Source organism: Micromonospora sp. CPM1, assembly GCF_023896895.1.
GTDB classification, from domain to species: Bacteria; Actinomycetota; Actinomycetes; order Mycobacteriales; family Micromonosporaceae; genus Micromonospora; species Micromonospora tulbaghiae.
Genome location: NZ_JAMHIU010000006.1, coordinates 66,670 through 85,078 on the forward strand (window position 1 = coordinate 66,670; position 18,409 = coordinate 85,078).

Here is an 18,409-nt window from a genome sequence, read left to right on the forward strand (position 1 = left end):
GTGAGCGACGATCCCGCGCCACCGCGCCGGTCCCGGTCCGCCGCGCTGACCTGGCTCGCGCTGGCCTGCGCGCTCGTGGTGCTGGTGGTGGCGGTGGCGCAGCGGCGGGACCGCCCGGTGAGCGACCGCACGGTCGGCGAGGTGACCCGGGTCGGCGTGACCGACGGCGCGAGCATCCCGGCGTACCTGCGCGCCGCCGGGGACGAGCTGGCCCGCCTTGACGCGCCCGACGGCTACGCGCTCGTGTCGTTCGGCGACTACCTGACCCCGGCGCGGGCGGCCGCCGCGCTGGACGGCGCGCGGGTCTCGGCGGTGGTGGCGCGGGTGCCGCTGCCCGGCCGGCAGACCGAGATCGTCCGGATCGCGGCACTGCGCCTGCCGCAGGACGTGGTGGCCGGGATGGCCGGCGTCGCGACCCGCAAGGACCGGGAGGCCGCGGACTACCGGTCCCGCGCCGCCGCGACCACAGCCGATCCGGAGCTGCGCCGGGTGTACGACAGCGGCGCCGAGGTCGCCGCCCGCGAGGCGCAGGCGTACCGGGCGGGCTGCGCCTGCGTCTACGCCGCAGTGGTCGGTGCCGCGCCGGACGCCCTGCGCGCGCTCGCCGGTCGTCCGGGCGTGCGGGTGGTGGACCCGGCGCCGGAGGTGACCCGTCTGGACCGGACCGTGTTCACCCCGCCGCTGCCCGAGCAGCGTGACGTGGTCCGGCCGCCGGCCGACACCGGGCCGGCCGGGGCAGGCGGAATGGGCGATTCGTCGGAAGCCGCACGGACGGTGAGCGAACCTTCACCCACCGCCCCCGCGTCCGTCGCCGGCTCCGGGACACCCAATCCGGCTCCCACCTCCTGAGACACCGGGGCACGCGGCGACCGGGCCGATCCCATGGTGCGGCGGGCCACCGGGCGATGTGCGGCGCGGGGAGTGGTCCGAATAGGGTTTCGTTCGTAGCCTGTCAGGCGGAGATCGATGGGCTGGGGGAGGGCGAATCCTTGGACGGCAGCGAGACCGGCTGGGGTCGGCAGGGCGAGCCGGCACCGCGGTGGCGGGCGCTGCTCGACCGGGCCCGGCTCGGCGGTCGCGGCGCGGAGCACGCCGACGCCGACCGGCACGTCGAGGAGCAACCGGCGCCGCCGCCCGACCCGCTGCCCCGCCGTGGCGCGGGCACCGGGTGGACCGGCCGCGCCACCGCCGTCGGCCGCGCCCCCGACGGGTCGTACGGCGCCGAGCCCGGTTACCGGGCCGAGGCCACGTTCCGGGTCGACCCGGCCTTCCGCGCCGATCCCCGGCACGACGGCGAGCCGGCCTACCGGGCCGAATCGGCGTACCGCAGCGACCCCGAGCCGTCCTGGCGCGCCGGGCCGCCCTACCCGCCCGAGCCGTCCTGGCGCGCCGACCCGGCGCTCGCGCCCGACCCGTCGTTCCCGCCCGACCCGTCGCTCGCACCCGAGCAGCCCTTCACCGCCGAGCCGCGCCCGGAACCGTCCTGGCGACCCGAGCCGGCCCGTCCGGAGCCGCGCGGCCGGGCCGAGGCGCCGGCCGAGTCCCGGTACTCCCTTCTCGACGGCGGCTACCGGCCCGCGCCGCCGCCGGCCGAGTCCCGCTACGCGCTGCTCGACCGGGGCCGCTACCGGCCGGACACGCCGCCCGCACCGGAGCCGGTGGTGCCCGCGCCCCGCCGCCCGCTGGAGGGCCGCTCCGGCCGGGTCGACGCGGCCCAGGTGCAGTGGCGCGCCCCGGAGCCGGACCCGGAACTCGAACGGGCGACCAGCGTGCTGCGCCGCGAGCTGGGCACCCCCCGGGTGCTCGCCTTCGCCAACCCCAAGGGCGGGGTGCACAAGACCACCGCGACGGTGCTCGCCGCCGCGACGGTGGGCAGCGTACGCGGGCGCGGCGTGCTCGCCTGGGATGACAACGAGCTGCGCGGCACGCTCGGTCTGCGGGCCGGCAGCGCCCGGCACGCCCGCACCATCCGCCACCTGGTCCACGACCTGGCGCAGATCGAGATCCTCGAGGGCAACACGCTGCTGTCGCACCTCGACGACTACCTGCGGCACGCCTCCGACGGCTCGTACGACGTGCTGGCCGGCGAGGAGAGCCCGCGCTTCGCCCAGCGGCTCGACCAGTTCACCGTCAAGCGGGTGCTGGAGCTGCTGCGCCGCACCCACGAGGTGGTCTGCGTGGACACCGGCAACAACGTGGAGAGCCCGAACTGGCGCACCGTCATGCAGGCCGCCGACCAGCTCGTGGTGACCACGGTGCCGCGCGAGGACGCGGCGTTCAGCGCGGACTGGATGCTCGACCTGCTGCACGAGGTGGGCATGGGCGAGCTGGCCGACAACGCGGTCACGCTGATCTCCTGCCCCACGCCGGGGCGTACCTCGTTGCAGGACGACCTGGAACGGCACTTCGCCACCCGGACCCGCGCGGTCGCCGTGGTGCCCTACGACCCGGCGCTGGAGACCGGCTCCTCGATCGAGTACCACCAGCTCCAGGCCGAGACCCGCAACGCCTGGCTCAAGGCGGCAGCGGTGATGCTGGAACCGTTCGCGCGCTGAGCGCCGACCACCGCCCCGCGCCGTGCCCGGGCCTGAGAGGATCAACGGGTGAGTCCGGACACCCCTGAGCCCGAGCGGGCGCGCGAGCGCACCGACGGCAGCGACGCGCGTACCGGCGACGCCCCACGGCCCGGCGATGCCCCGCGTCCCGGCGGCGCGTGGCCCGCGCGCGAGCAGCCGCCCGGCTGGCCCGGTGGCCTGCCGGTGCCCGCCGGCACGCCGGTCACCGCGCCCGGCGCCGACCCGCTCGCCGGGCATCCCGGCGTGGTGGCGGAGCTGCCCGGCGCCACGCGGTCCGGCCGCCCGCTGCTCACCACCCTCGGCGTGGTCGCGCTGCTCACCGCGCTCGGCGTGCCGCTGGGGCTGCTGTGGGCGTGGGCGGCGCCCGAGACGCCGGTACGGCAGACCCCGGCCGGCGCGGTCTACGCGACCACGCAGCCGGAGCAGCCGATCGCGGCGGACGGCTGGTTCAGCCTCCTGACGCTCGGCTTCGGTGTGCTCGCCGCCGTCGCCCTGTGGGTGCTGCTGCGCCGCCGGCGCGGCCCGGCCGGTCTGCTCGCGGTGACGCTCGGCGGTCTCGGCGCGGCGGCGGTGGCCTGGCAGGTCGGCCGCCGGATCGGGTTGTCGACGTTCCAGCGGCTGGTGGAGACCGCGCCGCCGGGCACCGCGTTCACCAAGCCGGTCGACCTGCGCGCCGGCGGCGTCGACTGGTACGGCCCGCTGCCGTTGCCGCACGGGAACCTGCTGCTCGCCGCGTTCGGCGCGGCAGTCACGTACACGCTGCTGGCGGGCTGGTCGCGGTGGCCGTCGCTGCGGCCGGAGCCGGAGCCCGACGCGGCCTGGCCGCCCCCGCCCGGGTTCAGTTCGGCGCCGGGGGACCAGCCAGCTCGCTGAGCGGCACCGGCACCGCGCGCACCTGCCGCAGCAACGCCGTCTCCCGGTTGAGCAGGCGCAGCTCGGCACGCAGCCGGCCGGCGGTGTCGTCGACGGCGAGCAGCCGCTGCCGGTCGGCGACGGTCAGCGCGGCGGTCGCGGCGACCAGGTGCGACAGGACCGTCGGGTCCTCCGGCAACTGCTCGGTGATCTCCTGCTGGTCCGGCCGGATCAGGCCCAGGTACTGCCGGAACACCGAGATCACCCGGGCCGCCAGCAGGTCGGAGACCTCGTCCGGGCCGTCCGGCTCCGGCAGCCACTCCACCTCGGCGGTGAGGTACGGCTCGGCGGAGTCGTCGACCTCGGCGACCCGGAACCGCCGCCGCCCGACTGTGACGATGTCGAAGCCGCCGTCGGCCAGCTCGGTGACCTGCCGCAGCTCGGCGGTGCAGCCGACCTCGTGCAGCGTCACCTCGCCGCCGGCCGGCCCGGAACGCCCCGGCGGCCCGGCCGGCGCGACCTCCCAGCCGGCCTGGATCGCCACCACGCCGAACTCGCGCGGCGCGCCCTCGGGCAGCCCCACGAGGTGGCGCACCAGCGCCTTGTAGCGCTCCTCGAAGATGTGCAGCGGAAGGACCAGCCCGGGGAAGAGGACGGTCCCGAGCGGGAACACCGGCAGCCGTGCGCTCACGTGATCGAGCGTATCGCCAACCCGCCCGCCCGCGCGTGTCCCGGCTCACCGTCCCGGCGTGCGGGCGGGCCCGGCCGGTGACACCGGCGGCGGCCTAGACTCGCAGGCGTGCTGAATCGGATCGACCTGCGCGGCGGGGCCCGTGACCCGCGCCGCCTGCTGCCCCGTGCCCAGCTCGACGTCTCCGTGGCGGTCGAGCGGATCCGCCCGCTCGTGGAGGCGGTCCGGGACCATGGGTACCCGGCGATCCGGGAGGCGAGCGAGCGGTTCGACGGCGTCTCCCCGGAGCGGCTGCGGGTGCCGGTCGAGACGATCCGCGCCGCCGAGGACGAGCTGGACCCGCAGGTCCGCGCCGCGCTGCTGGAGTCGATCACCCGGGCCCGCAAGGTCCACGCCGACCAGCGCCGCACCGACCACACCACGACCGTGGTGCCGGGCGGCACGGTGACCGAGCGGTGGGTGCCGGTCGACCGGGTCGGTCTCTACGTCCCCGGCGGCCTGGCCATGTACCCGTCGACGGTGGTGATGAACGTGGTCCCGGCCCAGGCGGCCGGGGTGCGCTCGCTGGTGGTGGTGAGCCCGCCGCAGAAGGACAACGACGGGCTGCCCGACCGGCGGGTCCTCGCCGCCTGCGCGCTGCTCGGCGTGGACGAGGTGTACGCCGTCGGCGGCGCCCAGGCGGTCGCCATGCTCGCGTACGGCGCGGGCGTCGACCCGGCCGGCGACGAGCGCTGCGAGCCGGTCGACATGATCACCGGTCCGGGCAACATCTGGGTCACCGCCGCGAAGCGGCTGCTGCGCGGCGTGGTCGGCATCGACGCCGAGGCCGGCCCGACCGAGATCGCGATCCTGGCCGACGACACCGCCGACCCGGCGCACGTGGCCGCCGACCTGATCAGCCAGGCCGAGCACGACCCCCTCGCGGCGAGCGTGCTGGTCACCCCGTCCACCGCGCTGGCCGACGCGGTCGACGCCGAGCTGGCCCGGCAGGCGCCGGCGGCCAAGCACGCCGAGCGGATCGGCACCGCGCTGCGCGGCGAGCAGAGCGGCGTGGTCCTGGTCGACGACCTGGAGGCGGGGCTGCGGGTGGTCGACGCGTACGCGGCCGAGCACCTGGAGATCCAGACCGAGAACGCCCGCGAGTGGGCGCTGCGGGTGCGCAACGCCGGTGCGGTGTTCGTGGGCGCCTGGTCGCCGGTGTCGCTCGGCGACTACTGCGCGGGCTCCAACCACGTGCTGCCCACCGGCGGCTGCGCCCGGCACTCCTCCGGGCTGTCCGTGCAGTCCTTCCTGCGCGGTGTCCACCTGGTCGAATACACGCAGGACGCGCTGCGCGAGGTGGCGCCGCACGTGGTCACGCTGGCGACGGTGGAGGACCTGCCCGCGCACGGCCAGGCGGTCAGCGTCCGCTTCCCCGAGGGCGGCGCGTCGTGACCACGCTCGACGATCTGCCGATCCGCGACGACCTGCGCGGGCGGACGCCGTACGGTGCGCCGCAGCTCGACGTGCCGGTGCGGCTGAACACCAACGAGAACTCCTACCCGGTGCCCGAGCCGGTGGTGGAGGCGATCGGCAAGGCGGTCGCCGCCGAGCTGCGCGACCTCAACCGCTACCCGGACCGGGACGCGGTGGCGCTGCGCGCCGACCTGGCCGCCTACCTCGGTCACGGTCTCACCGCCGGCCACGTGTGGGCGGCGAACGGCTCCAACGAGATCCAGCAGCAGCTGCTCCAGGCGTTCGGCGGTCCCGGGCGCACGGCGCTCGGCTTCACGCCGGCGTACTCGATGCACCCGCTGCTGGCGCTCGGCACCGGCACCCGGTGGGTGCCCGCCCGGCGCGGCGAGGACTTCGGGCTCACCGCCGGCGAGGCGGTGGCCCAGGTCCGCGAGCACGGGCCGGACGTGGTGTTCCTCTGCTCGCCGAACAATCCGACCGGCACCGCGCTCGACCCGGCCGTGGTCGCCGCGGTGCTGGACGCGGCGCCCGGGATGGTGGTCGTGGACGAGGCGTACGCCGAGTTCGCCCGGCCCGGCACGGTGAGCGCGCTCGCCGTGCTGCCCGGCCACCCGCGGCTGGTGGTGACCCGCACCATGAGCAAGGCGTTCGGGTTCGCCGGCGGCCGGCTCGGCTACCTGGCCGCCGACCCGGCGGTGGTGGACGCGGTGCAGCTGGTCCGGCTGCCGTACCACCTGTCCGCGCTCACCCAGGCCGCGGCCCGTGCGGCGCTGGCGCACCGGGACGCCCTGCTCGGCACCGTGGCCGCGATCAAGGAGCAGCGGGACCGGATCGTCGCCGAGCTGCGCGCCCGGGGTCACCGGGTGGCCGACAGCGACGCCAACTTCGTGCTGTTCGCCGTCGAGGGGGACCAGGCGGTGGCCTGGCGTACCCTGCTCGATGCCGGCGTGCTGGTGCGCGACGTGGGCCTGCCCGGCTGGCTGCGCGTCACCGCGGGCACCCCGACCGAGACCGACGCCTTCCTCACCGCGATGGAGACAGTTTCATGAGCCGGATCGCCCGGATCGAGCGGGTCACCAACGAGACGAAGGTGCTCGTCGAGATCGACCTCGACGGCACCGGCAAGGCCGACATCGAGACCGGCGTCGGCTTCTACGACCACATGCTCAACCAGATCGCCCGGCACGGCGGCTTCGACCTGACCGTGCACACCGTCGGCGACCTGGAGATCGACGCGCACCACACGATGGAGGACACCGCGCTCGCGCTGGGCGCCGCGTTCGACCGGGCGCTGGGCGACAAGGCCGGCATCCGGCGGTACGGCTCGGCCACCGTCCCGATGGACGAGGTGCTGGTCCGGGCCGCCGTCGACCTGTCCGGCCGCCCGTACGTGGTGCACGACGAGCCGGCGCTGGCCCCGTACATCGGGCCGGTCTACCCGACGAGCATGACCCGGCACATCTGGGAGTCGTTCGGTCAGTCGGCCCGGATCACGCTGCACGTGGACGTGCTGCGCGCGGCTCGTCCCGGCGGCCACCCGGACGCCCACCACGTGGTCGAGGCGCAGTTCAAGGCCGTCTCCCGCGCGCTGCGCGAGGCCACCGCGATCGATCCGCGTAACGCGGGCGTAGTGCCGTCCACGAAGGGCGCTCTCTAATGAAGGTGCTGCCCACACTTCTGTTGATCCTGGCCGGCCTGCTGGTCGGCGGGACGTGGTCGCTGCTCAAGCAGGGCGCGCCCCGCGCCGCCGTGGTGATCACCGGCCTGCTGGCCGTGCTGGCCACCGTCGCCGGGGTGCTCTGGCTGCTGCCGGGGGAGAGCTGATGGCACGGGTGGTGGTGCTCGACTACGGCTCGGGCAACCTGCGCTCGGCCGAGCGCGCGGTGGCGCGGGCCGGCGCCGAGGTGACTGTCACCGACGACCTGGACGCCGCCGCGTCGGCCGACGGTCTGGTGGTGCCGGGCGTGGGCGCGTTCGCCGCGTGCATGGCCGGGATCGAGGCGCTGGGCGCCGGGCCGGTCATCGCCGACCGGGTCGCCGCCGGGCGGCCGGTGCTGGGCATCTGCGTCGGCATGCAGATCCTGTTCGGGCACGGCGAGGAGCACGGCGTGGTCACCAAGGGGCTCGGGCTGCTGCCGGGCGGCGTGACCCGGCTGCCCGCGCGGCGGCTGCCGCACATGGGCTGGAACACCGTGCGGCCGCCGGCCGGCTCGACGCTGTTCGCCGGGCTGCCGGACGACACCCGGTTCTACTTCGTCCACTCCTACGGCGTGACCGACCCGGCGGCGCTGGCCGAGGCGGGTGCCGCGGTGACCACCTCGCACCACGGCGCGGACTTCGTCGCGGCGGTGGAGCGGGGGCCGCTGTCGGCCGCGCAGTTCCACCCGGAGAAGTCGGCCGACGCCGGTGCCGCGCTGCTGCGCAACTGGCTCGGCACGCTGTGACCGGACCGGTCCGGGGCACGCGGGCGGGGCGTCCGCGAGTGTTCGCGTGAGCAAGGAGCGGGCCCGCCGCCGCGCGGCGCGCGAGGCCGAGCAGGAGCGGGCGCGCGCCGTCCGCGCCCGCCGGGTGGCGCGCCGGGAGCGGCGTCGTTCCCTGGTACGCCGGCTGACGCCGTCGCTGCGGCGCGGCCGTACCGGCCGGCTGCGCCGGCACACCCGCCGCGAGCGGGCGACGATCCTGGTGCTCACCGTGGTGGCGGTGGTCGCCATCTGGAATCTGGTGGACGACCTCGCGCTGCGGCTGGTGCTGGTCGTGTTGTTGTTGCTGGTCCTGCCCGCGGTCGTGGTGATCGCGCTGGACCGTCGTTGAGGATCCGAGGAGAGATGCGTTGAGCCTCACCCTGTTGCCCGCCGTGGACGTCGCCGACGGCCAGGCCGTCCGGCTCGTGCAGGGCGCCGCCGGTAGCGAGACCGCGTACGGCGACCCGCTGGACGCGGCTCTGGCCTGGCAGTCCGACGGCGCGGAGTGGATCCACCTGGTCGACCTGGACGCCGCGTTCGGGCGGGGCTCCAACGCCGCGCTGCTCGCCGAGGTGGTCGGCAAGCTGGACGTGAAGGTGGAGCTGTCGGGCGGCATCCGCGACGACGAGTCGCTGCGGGCGGCGCTCGGCACCGGGGCGGCCCGGGTCAACATCGGCACCGCCGCGCTGGAGGACCCGCAGTGGTGCGACCGGATCTGCGGCGAGTACGGCGACCGGGTGGCGATCGGGCTGGACGTGCGCGGCCGTACCCTGTCGGCGCGCGGCTGGACCCGCGACGGCGGTGACCTCTACGAGGTGCTGGCCCGGCTCGACGCCGCCGGAGCGGCGCGGTACGTGGTCACCGACATCACCAAGGACGGCACCATGCGCGGGCCCAACCTGGACCTGCTGCGCGAGGTGTGCGCCCGCACCGACGCCCCGGTGATCGCCTCCGGCGGCGTGTCCACGCTGGACGACCTGCGGGCGCTGGCCACGCTGGAGCCGGTGGGTGTGGAGGGTGTGATCGCCGGCAAGGCGCTCTACGCGGGCGCGTTCACAGTCGCCGAGGCGCTGGCGACGCTGCGGGCCGGCGCGTGACCGCCGAGCCGGTCCGGACGCCGGTGGACGCCGGGGTGGTGACCCGGCTCGGCTCGGGCGGCCCGTGGGAGGCGCTGTACGGCTACTCCCGGGTGGTCCGGGCCGGCTCGCTGGCGATCACCGCCGGCTGCACCTCCACGGTGGACGGCCGGGTGGCGCACGCGGGCGACGCGGCGGCGCAGACCGCGCAGGCGATCCGGATCGGCCTGGACGCGCTGGCCGAGGTCGGCGCCGGGCCGGGTGACGTGGTGCGGACGCGGATGTACGTGACGGACCGGATCTACGCCGACGAGGTGGGCCGGGCGCACAACGCGGTGTTCGGCCCGGTGCGTCCGGTCGCCACGATGGTGGTGGTGGCCGGGCTGATCGATCCGGATCTCCTGGTCGAGGTCGAGCTGGAGGCGTACCTGCCGGACCGCTGACCGGTCCCCGGCGCGGTCGGCGCCGGCCGTCTCGCGGCCCGATAAGTTGTGCACAACTTGATTGCACGCTACGGTTCAGGGCGTGACCGATGATCTGGTGCTGCGCCGGCAGGTGTGCTTCGCGCTCTACGCGGCGTCGCGCGCCCTGACCGACGTCTACCGGCCCATCCTCGACGAGCACGGACTGACCTACCCGCAGTACCTGGTGCTGCTGGTGCTCTGGGAGCGCGACGACGACGCCCCCACGGTCTCCGAGCTCGGCGGTCAGCTCCGGCTCGACTCCGGCACGCTCTCCCCGCTGCTCAAGCGGCTGGAGGCGGCCGGTCTGGTGGTGCGTACCCGCTCGGCTGCCGACGAGCGCCGGGTCGAGGTGGGCCTCACCGACCGGGGCCGGGCGCTGCGGGAGCGGATGGGTGACGTGCCGCGCCGGGTGGCCACCGCGACCGGGCTCACCGAGACCGAACTGGTCTTCCTCCACGGCATCCTCACCCGGGTCACCGAGACGATCCACCGACAGAAGGAGCAGTGACATGCAGGTGCTCTACACCGCCTCCGCCCGCGCCACCGGCGACGGCCGCGACGGTCACGTCCGGACCTCCGACGGCACGGTCGAGCTGGACCTCGCCGTACCGAAGGAGATGGGTGGCGCCGGCGGCGCGGCCAACCCGGAGCAGCTCTTCGCGGCCGGCTACGCGGCCTGCTTCCACTCCGCGCTGCGCGTGGTGGCCCGCCAGGCCAAGGCGGACGTCTCCGGCTCGGTCGTCGAGGCCGAGGTGGGCATCGGCCCGAACGGCAGCGGCGGCTACGGCCTGGCCGTGACGCTCGTGGTGGACCTGCCCGCTGCCGAGCGCGCCGCCGCCGAGCAGCTCGTGGACGCGGCCCACCAGGTCTGCCCCTACTCCAACGCGACCCGGGGCAACGTCGAGGTGACCCGCACGGTCCGCGCGGCCCTGTGAGCACGATGAGCGAGGCGAGCGTCAACCGGGAGATCCACCTGGCGTCCCGGCCGGAGGGCTGGCCGACCCCGGAGAACTTCCGGCTGGTCACCACCGAGGTGCCGACGCCGGGCCCGGGACAGGTAGTGGTCCGCAACCGGTTCATGTCCGTCGACCCGTACATGCGCGGACGGATGAACGACGTCAAGTCGTACGTGCCGCCGTTCGCGCTCGACGCACCGCTGGACGGCGGCGCGATCGGTGAGGTGGTGGCCGGCGAGGCCGGCGGCGTCAAGCCCGGCGACACGGTGCTGCACGGGTTCGGGTGGCGCGAGTACGCGCTGGTGGACGCCAAGGGCGTGCGCAAGGTCGATCCCGGCCTGGCGCCGGTCACCGCGTACCTGGGCGTGCTCGGCATGACCGGGCTGACCGCGTACGCCGGGCTGCTCGACGTGGCGGCGATGAAGCCGGGGGAGACGGTGTTCGTCTCCGGCGCGGCCGGCGCGGTGGGCAGCATGGTCGGCCAGATCGCGAAGCTGCGCGGCGCCGGGCGGGTGATCGGCAGCGCCGGTTCCGCGGCGAAGGTGGAACGCCTCACCGCGCTCGGGTTCGACGCCGCCTTCGACTACCACGACGGCCCGGTGTACAAGCAGCTGCGGGCCGCCGCTCCGGACGGCGTCGACGTGTACTTCGACAACGTCGGCGGCGACCACCTGGAGGCCGCGATCGGGGCGATGAACCTGCACGGCCGGGCCGCGATCTGCGGCATGATCGCGCAGTACAACGCCACCGAGCCGCCGGCCGCGCCGCGCAACCTGGCGCTGGTGATCGGCAAGCGGCTGACGCTGCGCGGATTCCTCGTCGGTGACCACGGTCACCTGCGGGAGCAGTTCGTGCAGGAGGTGGCGGGCTGGCTGCGCGAGGGCCGGCTGTCGTACGACGAGACGATCGTGGACGGCATCGAGCAGGCCCCGGAGGCGTTCCTCGGCCTGCTGCGCGGCGAGAACCTCGGCAAGATGCTGGTCCGTCTCTGACCGGCGCGAACCACTCCACCGCGGGCGGTGGTGACCGGCCTCACCGGCGGGTCACCACCGCCCGCGCGTTCGTTAGGCTCGGGGCATGACGGTGGCGGTACGGGTCATCCCGTGTCTGGACGTGGACGCCGGGCGCGTGGTCAAGGGGGTCAACTTCCTCGACCTGCGCGACGCCGGCGACCCGGTGGAGCTGGCGGCGGCGTACGACCGGGCCGGCGCGGACGAGCTGACCTTCCTCGACGTCACCGCCTCGTCCAGCGACCGGGGCACCATGCTCGACGTGGTGCGGCGCACCGCCGAGTCGGTCTTCATCCCGCTCACCGTGGGCGGCGGCGTACGCCGGGTCGCCGACGTCGACACGCTGCTGCGCGCCGGTGCGGACAAGGTGGGCGTGAACACCGCCGCCATCGCCCGGCCGGAGCTGATCGCCGAGATCGCCGACCGGTTCGGCCGCCAGGTCCTGGTGCTCTCGCTCGACGTGCGCCGCGCACCGGACGGCACGACGCCGAGCGGCTTCGAGGTGACCACCCACGGCGGCCGGCGGGGCACCGGGCTGGACGCGGTCGAGTGGGCGGCGCGCGGCGCCGAACTGGGCGCGGGCGAGATCCTGCTCAACTCGATGGACGCCGACGGCACCAAGGCCGGGTTCGACCTGCCGCTGATCCAGGCGGTCCGTGAGGTGGTCGACGTGCCGGTGATCGCCAGCGGCGGCGCGGGCGAGGTGGCCCACTTCCCGCCGGCGATCGGCGCCGGGGCGGACGCGGTGCTCGCGGCGAGCGTCTTCCACTTCGGCGAACTGACGATCGGCGAGGTCAAGGACGCGCTGCGCGGCGCCGGGCACCCGGTGCGCTGAGGCGGCGGTCACTGCCGGCCGGAGTGCCCCTCGGGGGAGCGGCGCGGCATCGGGATCGACCGGACCACGTACTCCTGCACGGCGGCGGCGTGGTCGTCCTCGTCGAGCTGCCACTCGGACTCGGCGGGCGGGTGCCGCCGGGTCAGCACGCCCTGCACCGTGTCGACAGTGGTGCCGAGCCCGGCGCTGGGCCGGGTGCGCCAGAGCCGCTCACCGTCCGGGGTGACCCGGAACCAGCCGTCGGCGACGCTGACCAGGCCTGCGCCGACGAGCCGCCGGACCGCCCCCTCCACCTCGTGCCGCTCCGGGATGGCCTGGTTGAGGTGGTCGGCGGTGGAGAGGACGTCGGCCAGCCGTACGCCTTCGGGGCGGCGTGTCGCGGCGGCCCGCCGGTGCCGGCCGGCGCCACTGGCGATGACCAACGCGACGAAGATCCAGGCGTCGCTCCAACGCCATCCGTTCTCCCCCATGCAGGAATGATGCCCGGCGGCGACGGCGGAGGAAACACCTGGTTTCCCGGTTCTGCGTCGTCGCAGCTCAGCGCGTTGCGGCTCGGGCCGGGCCGTGGCGGTCGGCCCGGCCGTGGTCACGTAGCGTAGGCGCCGGCCGCCGGTCGTGCGGGCAGCGCGAAGACCGGGATGAAGAACTGGGCCAGCGGGCCGATGGTCAGCGCGTAGGCCACCGTGCCGAGGCCGACGGTGCCGCCGAGCAGCCAGCCGAGCGCCAGCACGGTGATCTCGATGACGGTGCGGACCAGCCGGACCGAGAACCGGGGGTGGCGGGCGACGAAGCCGGTCATCAGGCCGTCGCGCGGGCCGGGGCCGAGCCCGGCGCCGAGGTAGAGGCCGGTGGCGGCGCCGTTGGCGACGATCCCGGCAACGAGCAGCGCGACGCGCGCCGGCATGCCCTCCCCGGGCGGCAGCACGGCCAGGGTGGCGTCGACGACCAGTCCGATCACCACGACGTTGCTGACCGTGCCGAGGCCGGGCCGCTGCCGCAGCGGGATCCAGAGCAGCAGCACGAGGGCGCCGACGGCGATGGTGACGGTGCCGAAGGACAGGCCGGTCTGCCGGGCGAGCCCCTGGTGGAACACGTCCCACGGGTCCAGGCCCAGCTCCGAGCGGATCATCAGCGCCATGCTCACGCCGTACAGGACCAGCCCGGCATAGAGCTGGGTGAGTCGTCGCGCGGGCCGGTGCCGGAGATTGCCAAGCGGTGCCATGCATGCCACCCTAGGGGCCAATCGCGGTCATCAAGGGTGCCAATTTCGGAGGTGTGGCCATGACCAGCCAGGTGCGCGGCGTCCAATTGGCGCGACTCCTCGGCCAGTGGCACGCCCTGCCGGGCCGCCGGCGCAGCCCCGACTACGCCGCGCTCGCCGGCGCCGTCCGCGGGTTGCTCGCCGACGGGCGGCTCCCACTCGGGGTACGCCTGCCGGCCGAGCGGGAACTGGCCGAGGCGCTGCGGATCAGCCGGACCACCGTCACCGCCGCGTACCGGGAACTGCGGGAGAGCGGCCACCTGGCCAGCCGCCGGGGCGCGGGGAGCTGGACCATGCTGCCCGGCGGGCACCGGGTGGCCAGCACCGGGCTGTGGACGCCGCTGGACGACCGCGACATGATCGACCTGGGCGTGGCCGCGCTGTCCGCGCCCCCGCAGCTCGTCCCGGCCGCCCGGGCCGCGGCCGAGGACCTGCCCCGCTACCTCGGCGGCGCCGGCTACCACCCGACCGGCATCATCGAGCTGCGCGAGGCGGTGGCCCGCGCCTACACCGAGCGCGGTCTGCCCACCAGCCCGGAACAGATCATGGTCACCAGCGGCACCCAGCACGCGCTGGACCTGGTGCTGCGGCTGGCCCTGTCGCCCGGCGGCGCGGTGCTCGTCGAGTCGCCCACCTATCCCAACGCGCTGGCCGCGCTGTCCGCCCGGCGGGCCCGGATCGCCACGCACGGCCTGTCCGACGACGGCTGGGACGCCGAACTGCTGCTCGGCAGCCTCCGGCAGACCCGGCCGAAGCTCGCGTACGTGATCCCCGAGTTCCAGAACCCGACCGGCCACCTGATGGCCGCCGACCTGCGCGAGCGGCTGGTCGGGACGGCCCACGCGGCCGGCACCGACCTGGTGGTCGACGAGTCCTTCGTCGATCTGCCGCTGGACGACACCACGCTGCCGCCGCCGGTGGCCGTCTTCGACCGGCACTCCCGGGTGATCAGCATCGGCGGCATGAGCAAGCCCTACTGGGGCGGGCTGCGGATCGGCTGGGTACGCGCCTCCGCGCCCCAGGTGCAGCGGCTGGCCGCGGCCCGGGTCGGGGTGGACATGGCCAGCCCGGTGCTCGACCAGCTCGTCGCCGTGCACCTGCTCACCGAGGCGCCGGCCATCGTGGCGGCCCGCCGGGCGCAGCTCGTCGCCCAGCGGGACGCCCTGGTCGCCGCGCTCGCCGACCGGCTGCCCGACTGGCGGGTACGGGTACCGAGCGGCGGCGTCACGCTCTGGGCCGAGCTGGACGGCCCGATCTCCAGCGCGCTGGCCCGCGCGGCCGAGGAGGTCGGCGTACGGCTGGCGCCCGGACCCCGGTTCGGCCTGGACGGGACGCTGGAGCGCTTCCTGCGGCTGCCCTTCACCCTGCCCGCCGACGAGCTGGTGGAGGCGGTCGGGCGGCTCGCGGCGGTCCGCTACGACCTGGACCGGACCAGCCGCCCGCAGTGGCGCGAGCCGAGCGTCATCGCCTGACCCGGCCCGGCTGCCCGATCCGGTGGTGATCGGCCCGAAGCGCGGCTCCGGACGGGCGGGTGCCCGCAGACTGCCCGGGTGGGGAACGGGAGGGGAGTCCGGTGGTCGTGGACGGTGCGGCGCAGCGCGCCGGGCTCCCGGACCACCCGGCTGGAGCTCTTCTACGACCTGGTCTTCGTCTTCGCGTTCCTGAGCGTCACCACACTCACCGCCACGGTGCTCACGCCGGTCAACCTCTACCGCTTCCTGCTGGTGCTGGCGTTGCTCTGGTGGTCGTGGACCGGCTTCGCCCGGATGGGCAACGCGTTCCGCGCCGACCAGGGGATGCTGCCGCTGGTCGGCTTCGTCACAGTGGCAGCGACGTTCCTGCTCGTCCTCAGCACGCCCAGCGCCTTCACCAACCGCGGGGGCTGGCTGCCCGGGCCACTCGTCTTCGCCGGGTGCTACTTCGTGATCCGGACCGCCCAGCTCACCGTGTTCGCGTGGGCCGACCGCGCCGACCCGGACCGGCGGCGAGGGCTGCGGATGCGCTTCCTGGCGCCGACCGTGGCCACGGTGCTGCTGGTCGTCGCCGGCACCCTGCCCGGCCGGGTGCCGGAGGAACGGATCGCGGTGTGGCTGCAACTGGCGCTCTGGACGACGGCGCTGGTCGTCGAGTACGTCGCCGGGACGACCCTGGGCCAGCAGTGGTGGGTGGTGCTCTCGGCCGGGCACTGGGCGGAACGGCACGCGCTGATCGTGCTCGTCGCACTCGGCGAGTCGATCATCGCGCTCGGGCTCGGTCCGAAGCGCGGGCTGCCGCTCACCGGCCCGGTGGTGATCGCCGCGTTGCTCGGCATCACGATCGTGGCGGCGCTGTGGTGGGCGTACTTCGACACGCTGGCGTTCGCGATGGAACAGGCCCTGCACCACGCCCGGGACCGGGCCGCACGGCTGCGGCTGGCCCGTACCGCCTACACGTTCCTGCACCTGCCGATGGTCGCCGGGATCATCCTCTACGCGCTCGGCCTCAAGGACCTGCTGGCCGAGGCCGTAGAGCCCAACACGCCCTCCTGGGGGCTGCCGCTGGGCGACTTTTGGGGCTCGATCCTCTTCGGCGGAGTCGCGTTGCACCTGCTCAGCGTCGCCGGGTGCTGGTGGGTGGCCCTGCGCGAGGTCCACTGGCGGCTGCTGGTCACGGTGGCGGCGCTGGCCGTGGCCGGCCCGTTCGTGTTCCGCATCCCGGAGCTGGTCGCGCTGATGGCGCTGGCGGTGCTCACCTGCGCCGGCATCGCCTGGGAGACGCGGGGCGAGGACGGCCACCGGCGCCGGGTACGCGAACTCGCGCTGGAGGAGCAGATCGCCGCCGAGGCCGAGCAGAGCCACTGGCGGCAGCAGCACCTGTGAACGGCGCGCGGCCGTGCCCCGGGACGGTGGGGCACGGCCGGCGCGACAGTGTGGCGGTGCGGCTACAGCTCGGCGAGCGTGCCCTCGTACATCTTGTCGATCTCGGAGGCGAAGTTCGTCTCCACGCTGCGGCGCTTGATCTTCAGCGACGGCGTGACCTCGCCGTCCTCGATGGTGAGGTCACGGGGGAGGATCGACACCTTCTTGATCGTCTCCCAGCGGTTGAGCTTGGCGTTCAGCTCGGCCACGTATCCCTCGACCATCTCCCGCGCCTGCGGCGAGGTGACGATCGTGGTGTAGTCGCTGCCCTCCAGCGCGGTGCCGGCGGCCCAGCCCTTGATCGCGTCCGGGTCCAGCGTGACGAGCATGGTGCAGTAGTTGCGCGCCTGCCCGATCACCACTGCCTGCGAGGTGTACGGGCACACCGCCTTGAACATGCCCTCGATGTGCGACGGCGCGACGTACTTGCCGCCGGACGTCTTGACCAGGTCCTTCTTCCGGTCGGTGATGCGCAGGTAGCCGTCGGCGTCGAGCGTGCCGATGTCGCCGGTGCGGAAGAAGCCGTCCTCGGTGAACGCGGCGGCGGTCTCCTCGGGCAGGTTGTGGTAGCCGCGCATGACCGGCTTGCCCCGCAGCAGGACCTCGCCGTCGGTGTCGATCCGGCACTCCAGGTCGCCCATGGCGCGGCCCACGCTGCCGATCTTCAGCCCGTCCGGCGGGTTCACGAACGCGCCCGCGCTGGTCTCGGTCAGACCGTAGCCCTCCGAGATGGGCAGGTTGGCGGCGGCGAAGAAGGTGGCGATCTCCTTGCTCAGCGGCGCCGCGCCGGAGACCAGCACCCGCATCCGGCCGCCGAGCCGGGCCTGGAGCTTGCTGAACACGAGCTTCTCGGCCAGCGCGTACTTCATCCGCAGGCCGGCCGGGACCGGCTTGCCGGCCTGCTCCAGCGCGACCTTCTCCTTGCCGACCCCGACGCCCCAGGCGAAGATCTTGGCCTTGGCGCCACCCGCGCCCTGCGCGGTGGTGACCGCCTTGTTGTAGACCTTCTCGAAGACCCGGGGCGCGCCGCACATGAGCGTCGGCTGCACCACGCCCAGCAGGTCGACGAGCTTGTCCACCCGGCCGTCGACGTACGTGGGCAGGCCGACGTGCGTGGCGCCGCAGAGCAGCGTCTTGCCGAACGAGTGCGACAGCGGCAGCCACAGGTACTGCAGGTCGTCGACGCGCAGCAGGCCCAGCTCGGCCTGCGCCACGCCCTCCCAGCACCAGCCGCCGTGCAGCAGCTCCACGCCCTTCGGGCGGCCGGTGGTGCCCGAGGTGTAGATCAGCGTGGCCAGGTGGTCCGGGCCGATGCCGGCGACGAGCATGTCGATCAGGTCCGGTTCGGCGCTCAGCGCGGCGGCGCCGCGCTCCTCCAGCTCGGCCAGGGTGAGCTGCGGGACGGCCGCCGCCGGGTCGGGCGTGCCGTCGAAGAGCACGACGTGGGTCAGCGCGGGCAGGTCCGCCCCGGCGATCTTCGCCGCCTGGGCCGGGTTCTCCGCGAACAGCACCTTCGAGCCGGAGTCGGCGATGATGTAGACCGCGTCGTCGGGTTCGGTGGTGGGGTAGACGGTGGTGGTCGCCCCACCGGCGCACATGATGCCGAAGTCGGCGAGCACCCAGTCCAGGCGCGTGTTGGCCAGGATCGCGACCGGGTTCTCCAGGCCGACACCGAGCCCGTGCAACCCGGCGGCGATCGCCTTGGCGCGCTGCCCGACCTGCTCCCACGTCAGCCAGACCGGGCCCGAGTCGTCGGGTGCGGGGTGGGCGAAGGCGTGCCGGTCGGGGGAATCCGCCACGCGCTTGAGGAACATGTCCGGTACGGAACGGTACGGTACATCGAGAGCCATCGCTGTAGCCGCCTTCAGGGGTGG

The 18,409-nt window shown here is 74.8% G+C and carries 21 protein-coding genes; 17 read left to right on the forward strand and 4 right to left on the reverse strand.

Translation table 11 applies throughout. The features are described from left to right. The 3 genes from M8C11_RS09295 (at window position 1) to M8C11_RS09305 (ending at window position 3,449) form a co-directional block, all read left to right on the forward strand. A complete protein-coding gene (locus M8C11_RS09295; protein WP_252449268.1) occupies window positions 1–849 on the forward strand; it encodes a hypothetical protein in 849 nt (282 codons plus the stop codon). A gap of 140 nt (window positions 850–989) precedes the next feature. Further along, entirely contained in the window at window positions 990–2,555 is a 1,566-nt protein-coding gene (locus M8C11_RS09300) for an ATPase (RefSeq protein ID WP_252449269.1), read from the forward strand. A gap of 48 nt (window positions 2,556–2,603) precedes the next feature. Further along, complete coding sequence (locus M8C11_RS09305; protein WP_252449270.1) at window positions 2,604–3,449, forward strand: DUF2567 domain-containing protein; 846 nt, start codon at window positions 2,604–2,606, stop codon at window positions 3,447–3,449. On the opposite strand, the gene M8C11_RS09310 is transcribed toward M8C11_RS09305, so the two are convergent. Next, window positions 3,415–4,119 (reverse strand): LON peptidase substrate-binding domain-containing protein, encoded by a 705-nt coding sequence (locus tag M8C11_RS09310; RefSeq protein ID WP_120568837.1) that lies wholly within the window; start codon window positions 4,117–4,119, stop codon window positions 3,415–3,417. The two genes, M8C11_RS09305 and M8C11_RS09310, sit on opposite strands and share 35 nt — an antisense overlap. Before the next feature lie 108 nt (window positions 4,120–4,227). Here M8C11_RS09310 and hisD point away from each other — a divergent pair, with 108 nt between their 5' ends. The 12 genes from hisD to hisF all read left to right on the forward strand — a co-directional run bounded on the left by hisD (window position 4,228) and on the right by hisF (window position 12,377). After that, the gene (hisD, locus tag M8C11_RS09315; RefSeq protein WP_252449271.1) at window positions 4,228–5,553 is read left to right on the forward strand and encodes a histidinol dehydrogenase; all 1,326 of its coding nucleotides are present in this window, start codon (window positions 4,228–4,230) and stop codon (window positions 5,551–5,553) included. Then, window positions 5,550–6,623 (forward strand): histidinol-phosphate transaminase, encoded by a 1,074-nt coding sequence (locus M8C11_RS09320; RefSeq protein ID WP_252449272.1) that lies wholly within the window; start codon window positions 5,550–5,552, stop codon window positions 6,621–6,623. Before hisD ends, M8C11_RS09320 begins: the two co-directional genes overlap by 4 nt. After that, window positions 6,620–7,231 (forward strand): imidazoleglycerol-phosphate dehydratase HisB, encoded by a 612-nt coding sequence (hisB, locus tag M8C11_RS09325; RefSeq protein WP_013287582.1) that lies wholly within the window; start codon window positions 6,620–6,622, stop codon window positions 7,229–7,231. Before M8C11_RS09320 ends, hisB begins: the two co-directional genes overlap by 4 nt. 5 nt (window positions 7,232–7,236) lie before the next feature. Then, window positions 7,237–7,398, forward strand: coding sequence for a hypothetical protein (locus M8C11_RS09330; RefSeq protein ID WP_216936508.1), 162 nt, complete (start codon window positions 7,237–7,239; stop codon window positions 7,396–7,398). Then, window positions 7,398–8,018, forward strand: coding sequence for an imidazole glycerol phosphate synthase subunit HisH (hisH, locus tag M8C11_RS09335; RefSeq protein WP_013475799.1), 621 nt, complete (start codon window positions 7,398–7,400; stop codon window positions 8,016–8,018). The genes M8C11_RS09330 and hisH overlap by 1 nt, the downstream gene beginning before the upstream one ends. Window positions 8,019–8,064: 46 nt before the next feature. Beyond that, window positions 8,065–8,385 carry a hypothetical protein gene (locus M8C11_RS09340; protein ID WP_013475800.1) on the forward strand — a complete coding sequence of 107 codons (321 nt, stop codon included), beginning with the start codon at window positions 8,065–8,067 and terminating at the stop codon, window positions 8,383–8,385. Between the two features lie 19 nt (window positions 8,386–8,404). Beyond that, complete coding sequence (priA, locus tag M8C11_RS09345) at window positions 8,405–9,133, forward strand: bifunctional 1-(5-phosphoribosyl)-5-((5-phosphoribosylamino)methylideneamino)imidazole-4-carboxamide isomerase/phosphoribosylanthranilate isomerase PriA (protein ID WP_018785235.1); 729 nt, start codon at window positions 8,405–8,407, stop codon at window positions 9,131–9,133. Next, window positions 9,130–9,555, forward strand: coding sequence for a RidA family protein (locus M8C11_RS09350; protein ID WP_120568841.1), 426 nt, complete (start codon window positions 9,130–9,132; stop codon window positions 9,553–9,555). Before priA ends, M8C11_RS09350 begins: the two co-directional genes overlap by 4 nt. An 82-nt stretch (window positions 9,556–9,637) precedes the next feature. After that, on the forward strand, window positions 9,638–10,084 hold the full coding sequence (locus M8C11_RS09355) for a MarR family transcriptional regulator (protein WP_252449273.1): 447 nt from the start codon (window positions 9,638–9,640) through the stop codon (window positions 10,082–10,084). 1 nt (window position 10,085) lies between these two features. Then, complete coding sequence (locus tag M8C11_RS09360) at window positions 10,086–10,511, forward strand: organic hydroperoxide resistance protein (protein WP_252449274.1); 426 nt, start codon at window positions 10,086–10,088, stop codon at window positions 10,509–10,511. A 5-nt stretch (window positions 10,512–10,516) separates the two neighbouring features. Further along, on the forward strand, window positions 10,517–11,524 hold the full coding sequence (locus M8C11_RS09365; RefSeq protein WP_252449275.1) for an NADP-dependent oxidoreductase: 1,008 nt from the start codon (window positions 10,517–10,519) through the stop codon (window positions 11,522–11,524). Between the two features lie 85 nt (window positions 11,525–11,609). After that, on the forward strand, window positions 11,610–12,377 hold the full coding sequence (gene hisF, locus M8C11_RS09370) for an imidazole glycerol phosphate synthase subunit HisF (RefSeq protein WP_252449276.1): 768 nt from the start codon (window positions 11,610–11,612) through the stop codon (window positions 12,375–12,377). A gap of 8 nt (window positions 12,378–12,385) precedes the next feature. Here hisF and M8C11_RS09375 read toward each other — a convergent pair whose 3' ends face one another. Then, on the reverse strand, window positions 12,386–12,847 hold the full coding sequence (locus M8C11_RS09375; protein ID WP_091420710.1) for a hypothetical protein: 462 nt from the start codon (window positions 12,845–12,847) through the stop codon (window positions 12,386–12,388). 116 nt (window positions 12,848–12,963) lie between these two features. After that, window positions 12,964–13,599 carry a YitT family protein gene (locus M8C11_RS09380; RefSeq protein WP_121686157.1) on the reverse strand — a complete coding sequence of 212 codons (636 nt, stop codon included), beginning with the start codon at window positions 13,597–13,599 and terminating at the stop codon, window positions 12,964–12,966. A 59-nt stretch (window positions 13,600–13,658) separates the two neighbouring features. Between M8C11_RS09380 and M8C11_RS09385 the strand changes: the two genes are divergently transcribed. Both M8C11_RS09385 and M8C11_RS09390 read left to right on the forward strand, forming a co-directional pair. Then, window positions 13,659–15,110, forward strand: coding sequence for a PLP-dependent aminotransferase family protein (locus M8C11_RS09385; protein WP_252449277.1), 1,452 nt, complete (start codon window positions 13,659–13,661; stop codon window positions 15,108–15,110). A 78-nt stretch (window positions 15,111–15,188) separates the two neighbouring features. Next, complete coding sequence (locus tag M8C11_RS09390; protein ID WP_252449278.1) at window positions 15,189–16,496, forward strand: low temperature requirement protein A; 1,308 nt, start codon at window positions 15,189–15,191, stop codon at window positions 16,494–16,496. A gap of 62 nt (window positions 16,497–16,558) precedes the next feature. On the opposite strand, the gene M8C11_RS09395 is transcribed toward M8C11_RS09390, so the two are convergent. Continuing rightward, a complete protein-coding gene (locus M8C11_RS09395; protein WP_252449279.1) occupies window positions 16,559–18,385 on the reverse strand; it encodes a long-chain fatty acid--CoA ligase in 1,827 nt (608 codons plus the stop codon). Between the last annotated feature and the right edge of the window lie 24 nt (window positions 18,386–18,409).

Coding starts and splice junctions, on each gene's coding strand:
- M8C11_RS09385 (WP_252449277.1), top strand. CDS start 13,659: ATGACCAGCCAGGTGCGCGGCGTCCAATTGGCGCGACTCCTCGGCCAG.
- M8C11_RS09380 (WP_121686157.1), bottom strand. CDS start 13,599: ATGGCACCGCTTGGCAATCTCCGGCACCGGCCCGCGCGACGACTCACC.
- M8C11_RS09360 (WP_252449274.1), top strand. CDS start 10,086: ATGCAGGTGCTCTACACCGCCTCCGCCCGCGCCACCGGCGACGGCCGC.
- M8C11_RS09365 (WP_252449275.1), top strand. CDS start 10,517: ATGAGCGAGGCGAGCGTCAACCGGGAGATCCACCTGGCGTCCCGGCCG.
- hisH (WP_013475799.1), top strand. CDS start 7,398: ATGGCACGGGTGGTGGTGCTCGACTACGGCTCGGGCAACCTGCGCTCG.
- M8C11_RS09375 (WP_091420710.1), bottom strand. CDS start 12,847: ATGGGGGAGAACGGATGGCGTTGGAGCGACGCCTGGATCTTCGTCGCG.
- M8C11_RS09395 (WP_252449279.1), bottom strand. CDS start 18,385: ATGGCTCTCGATGTACCGTACCGTTCCGTACCGGACATGTTCCTCAAG.
- hisF (WP_252449276.1), top strand. CDS start 11,610: ATGACGGTGGCGGTACGGGTCATCCCGTGTCTGGACGTGGACGCCGGG.
- hisB (WP_013287582.1), top strand. CDS start 6,620: ATGAGCCGGATCGCCCGGATCGAGCGGGTCACCAACGAGACGAAGGTG.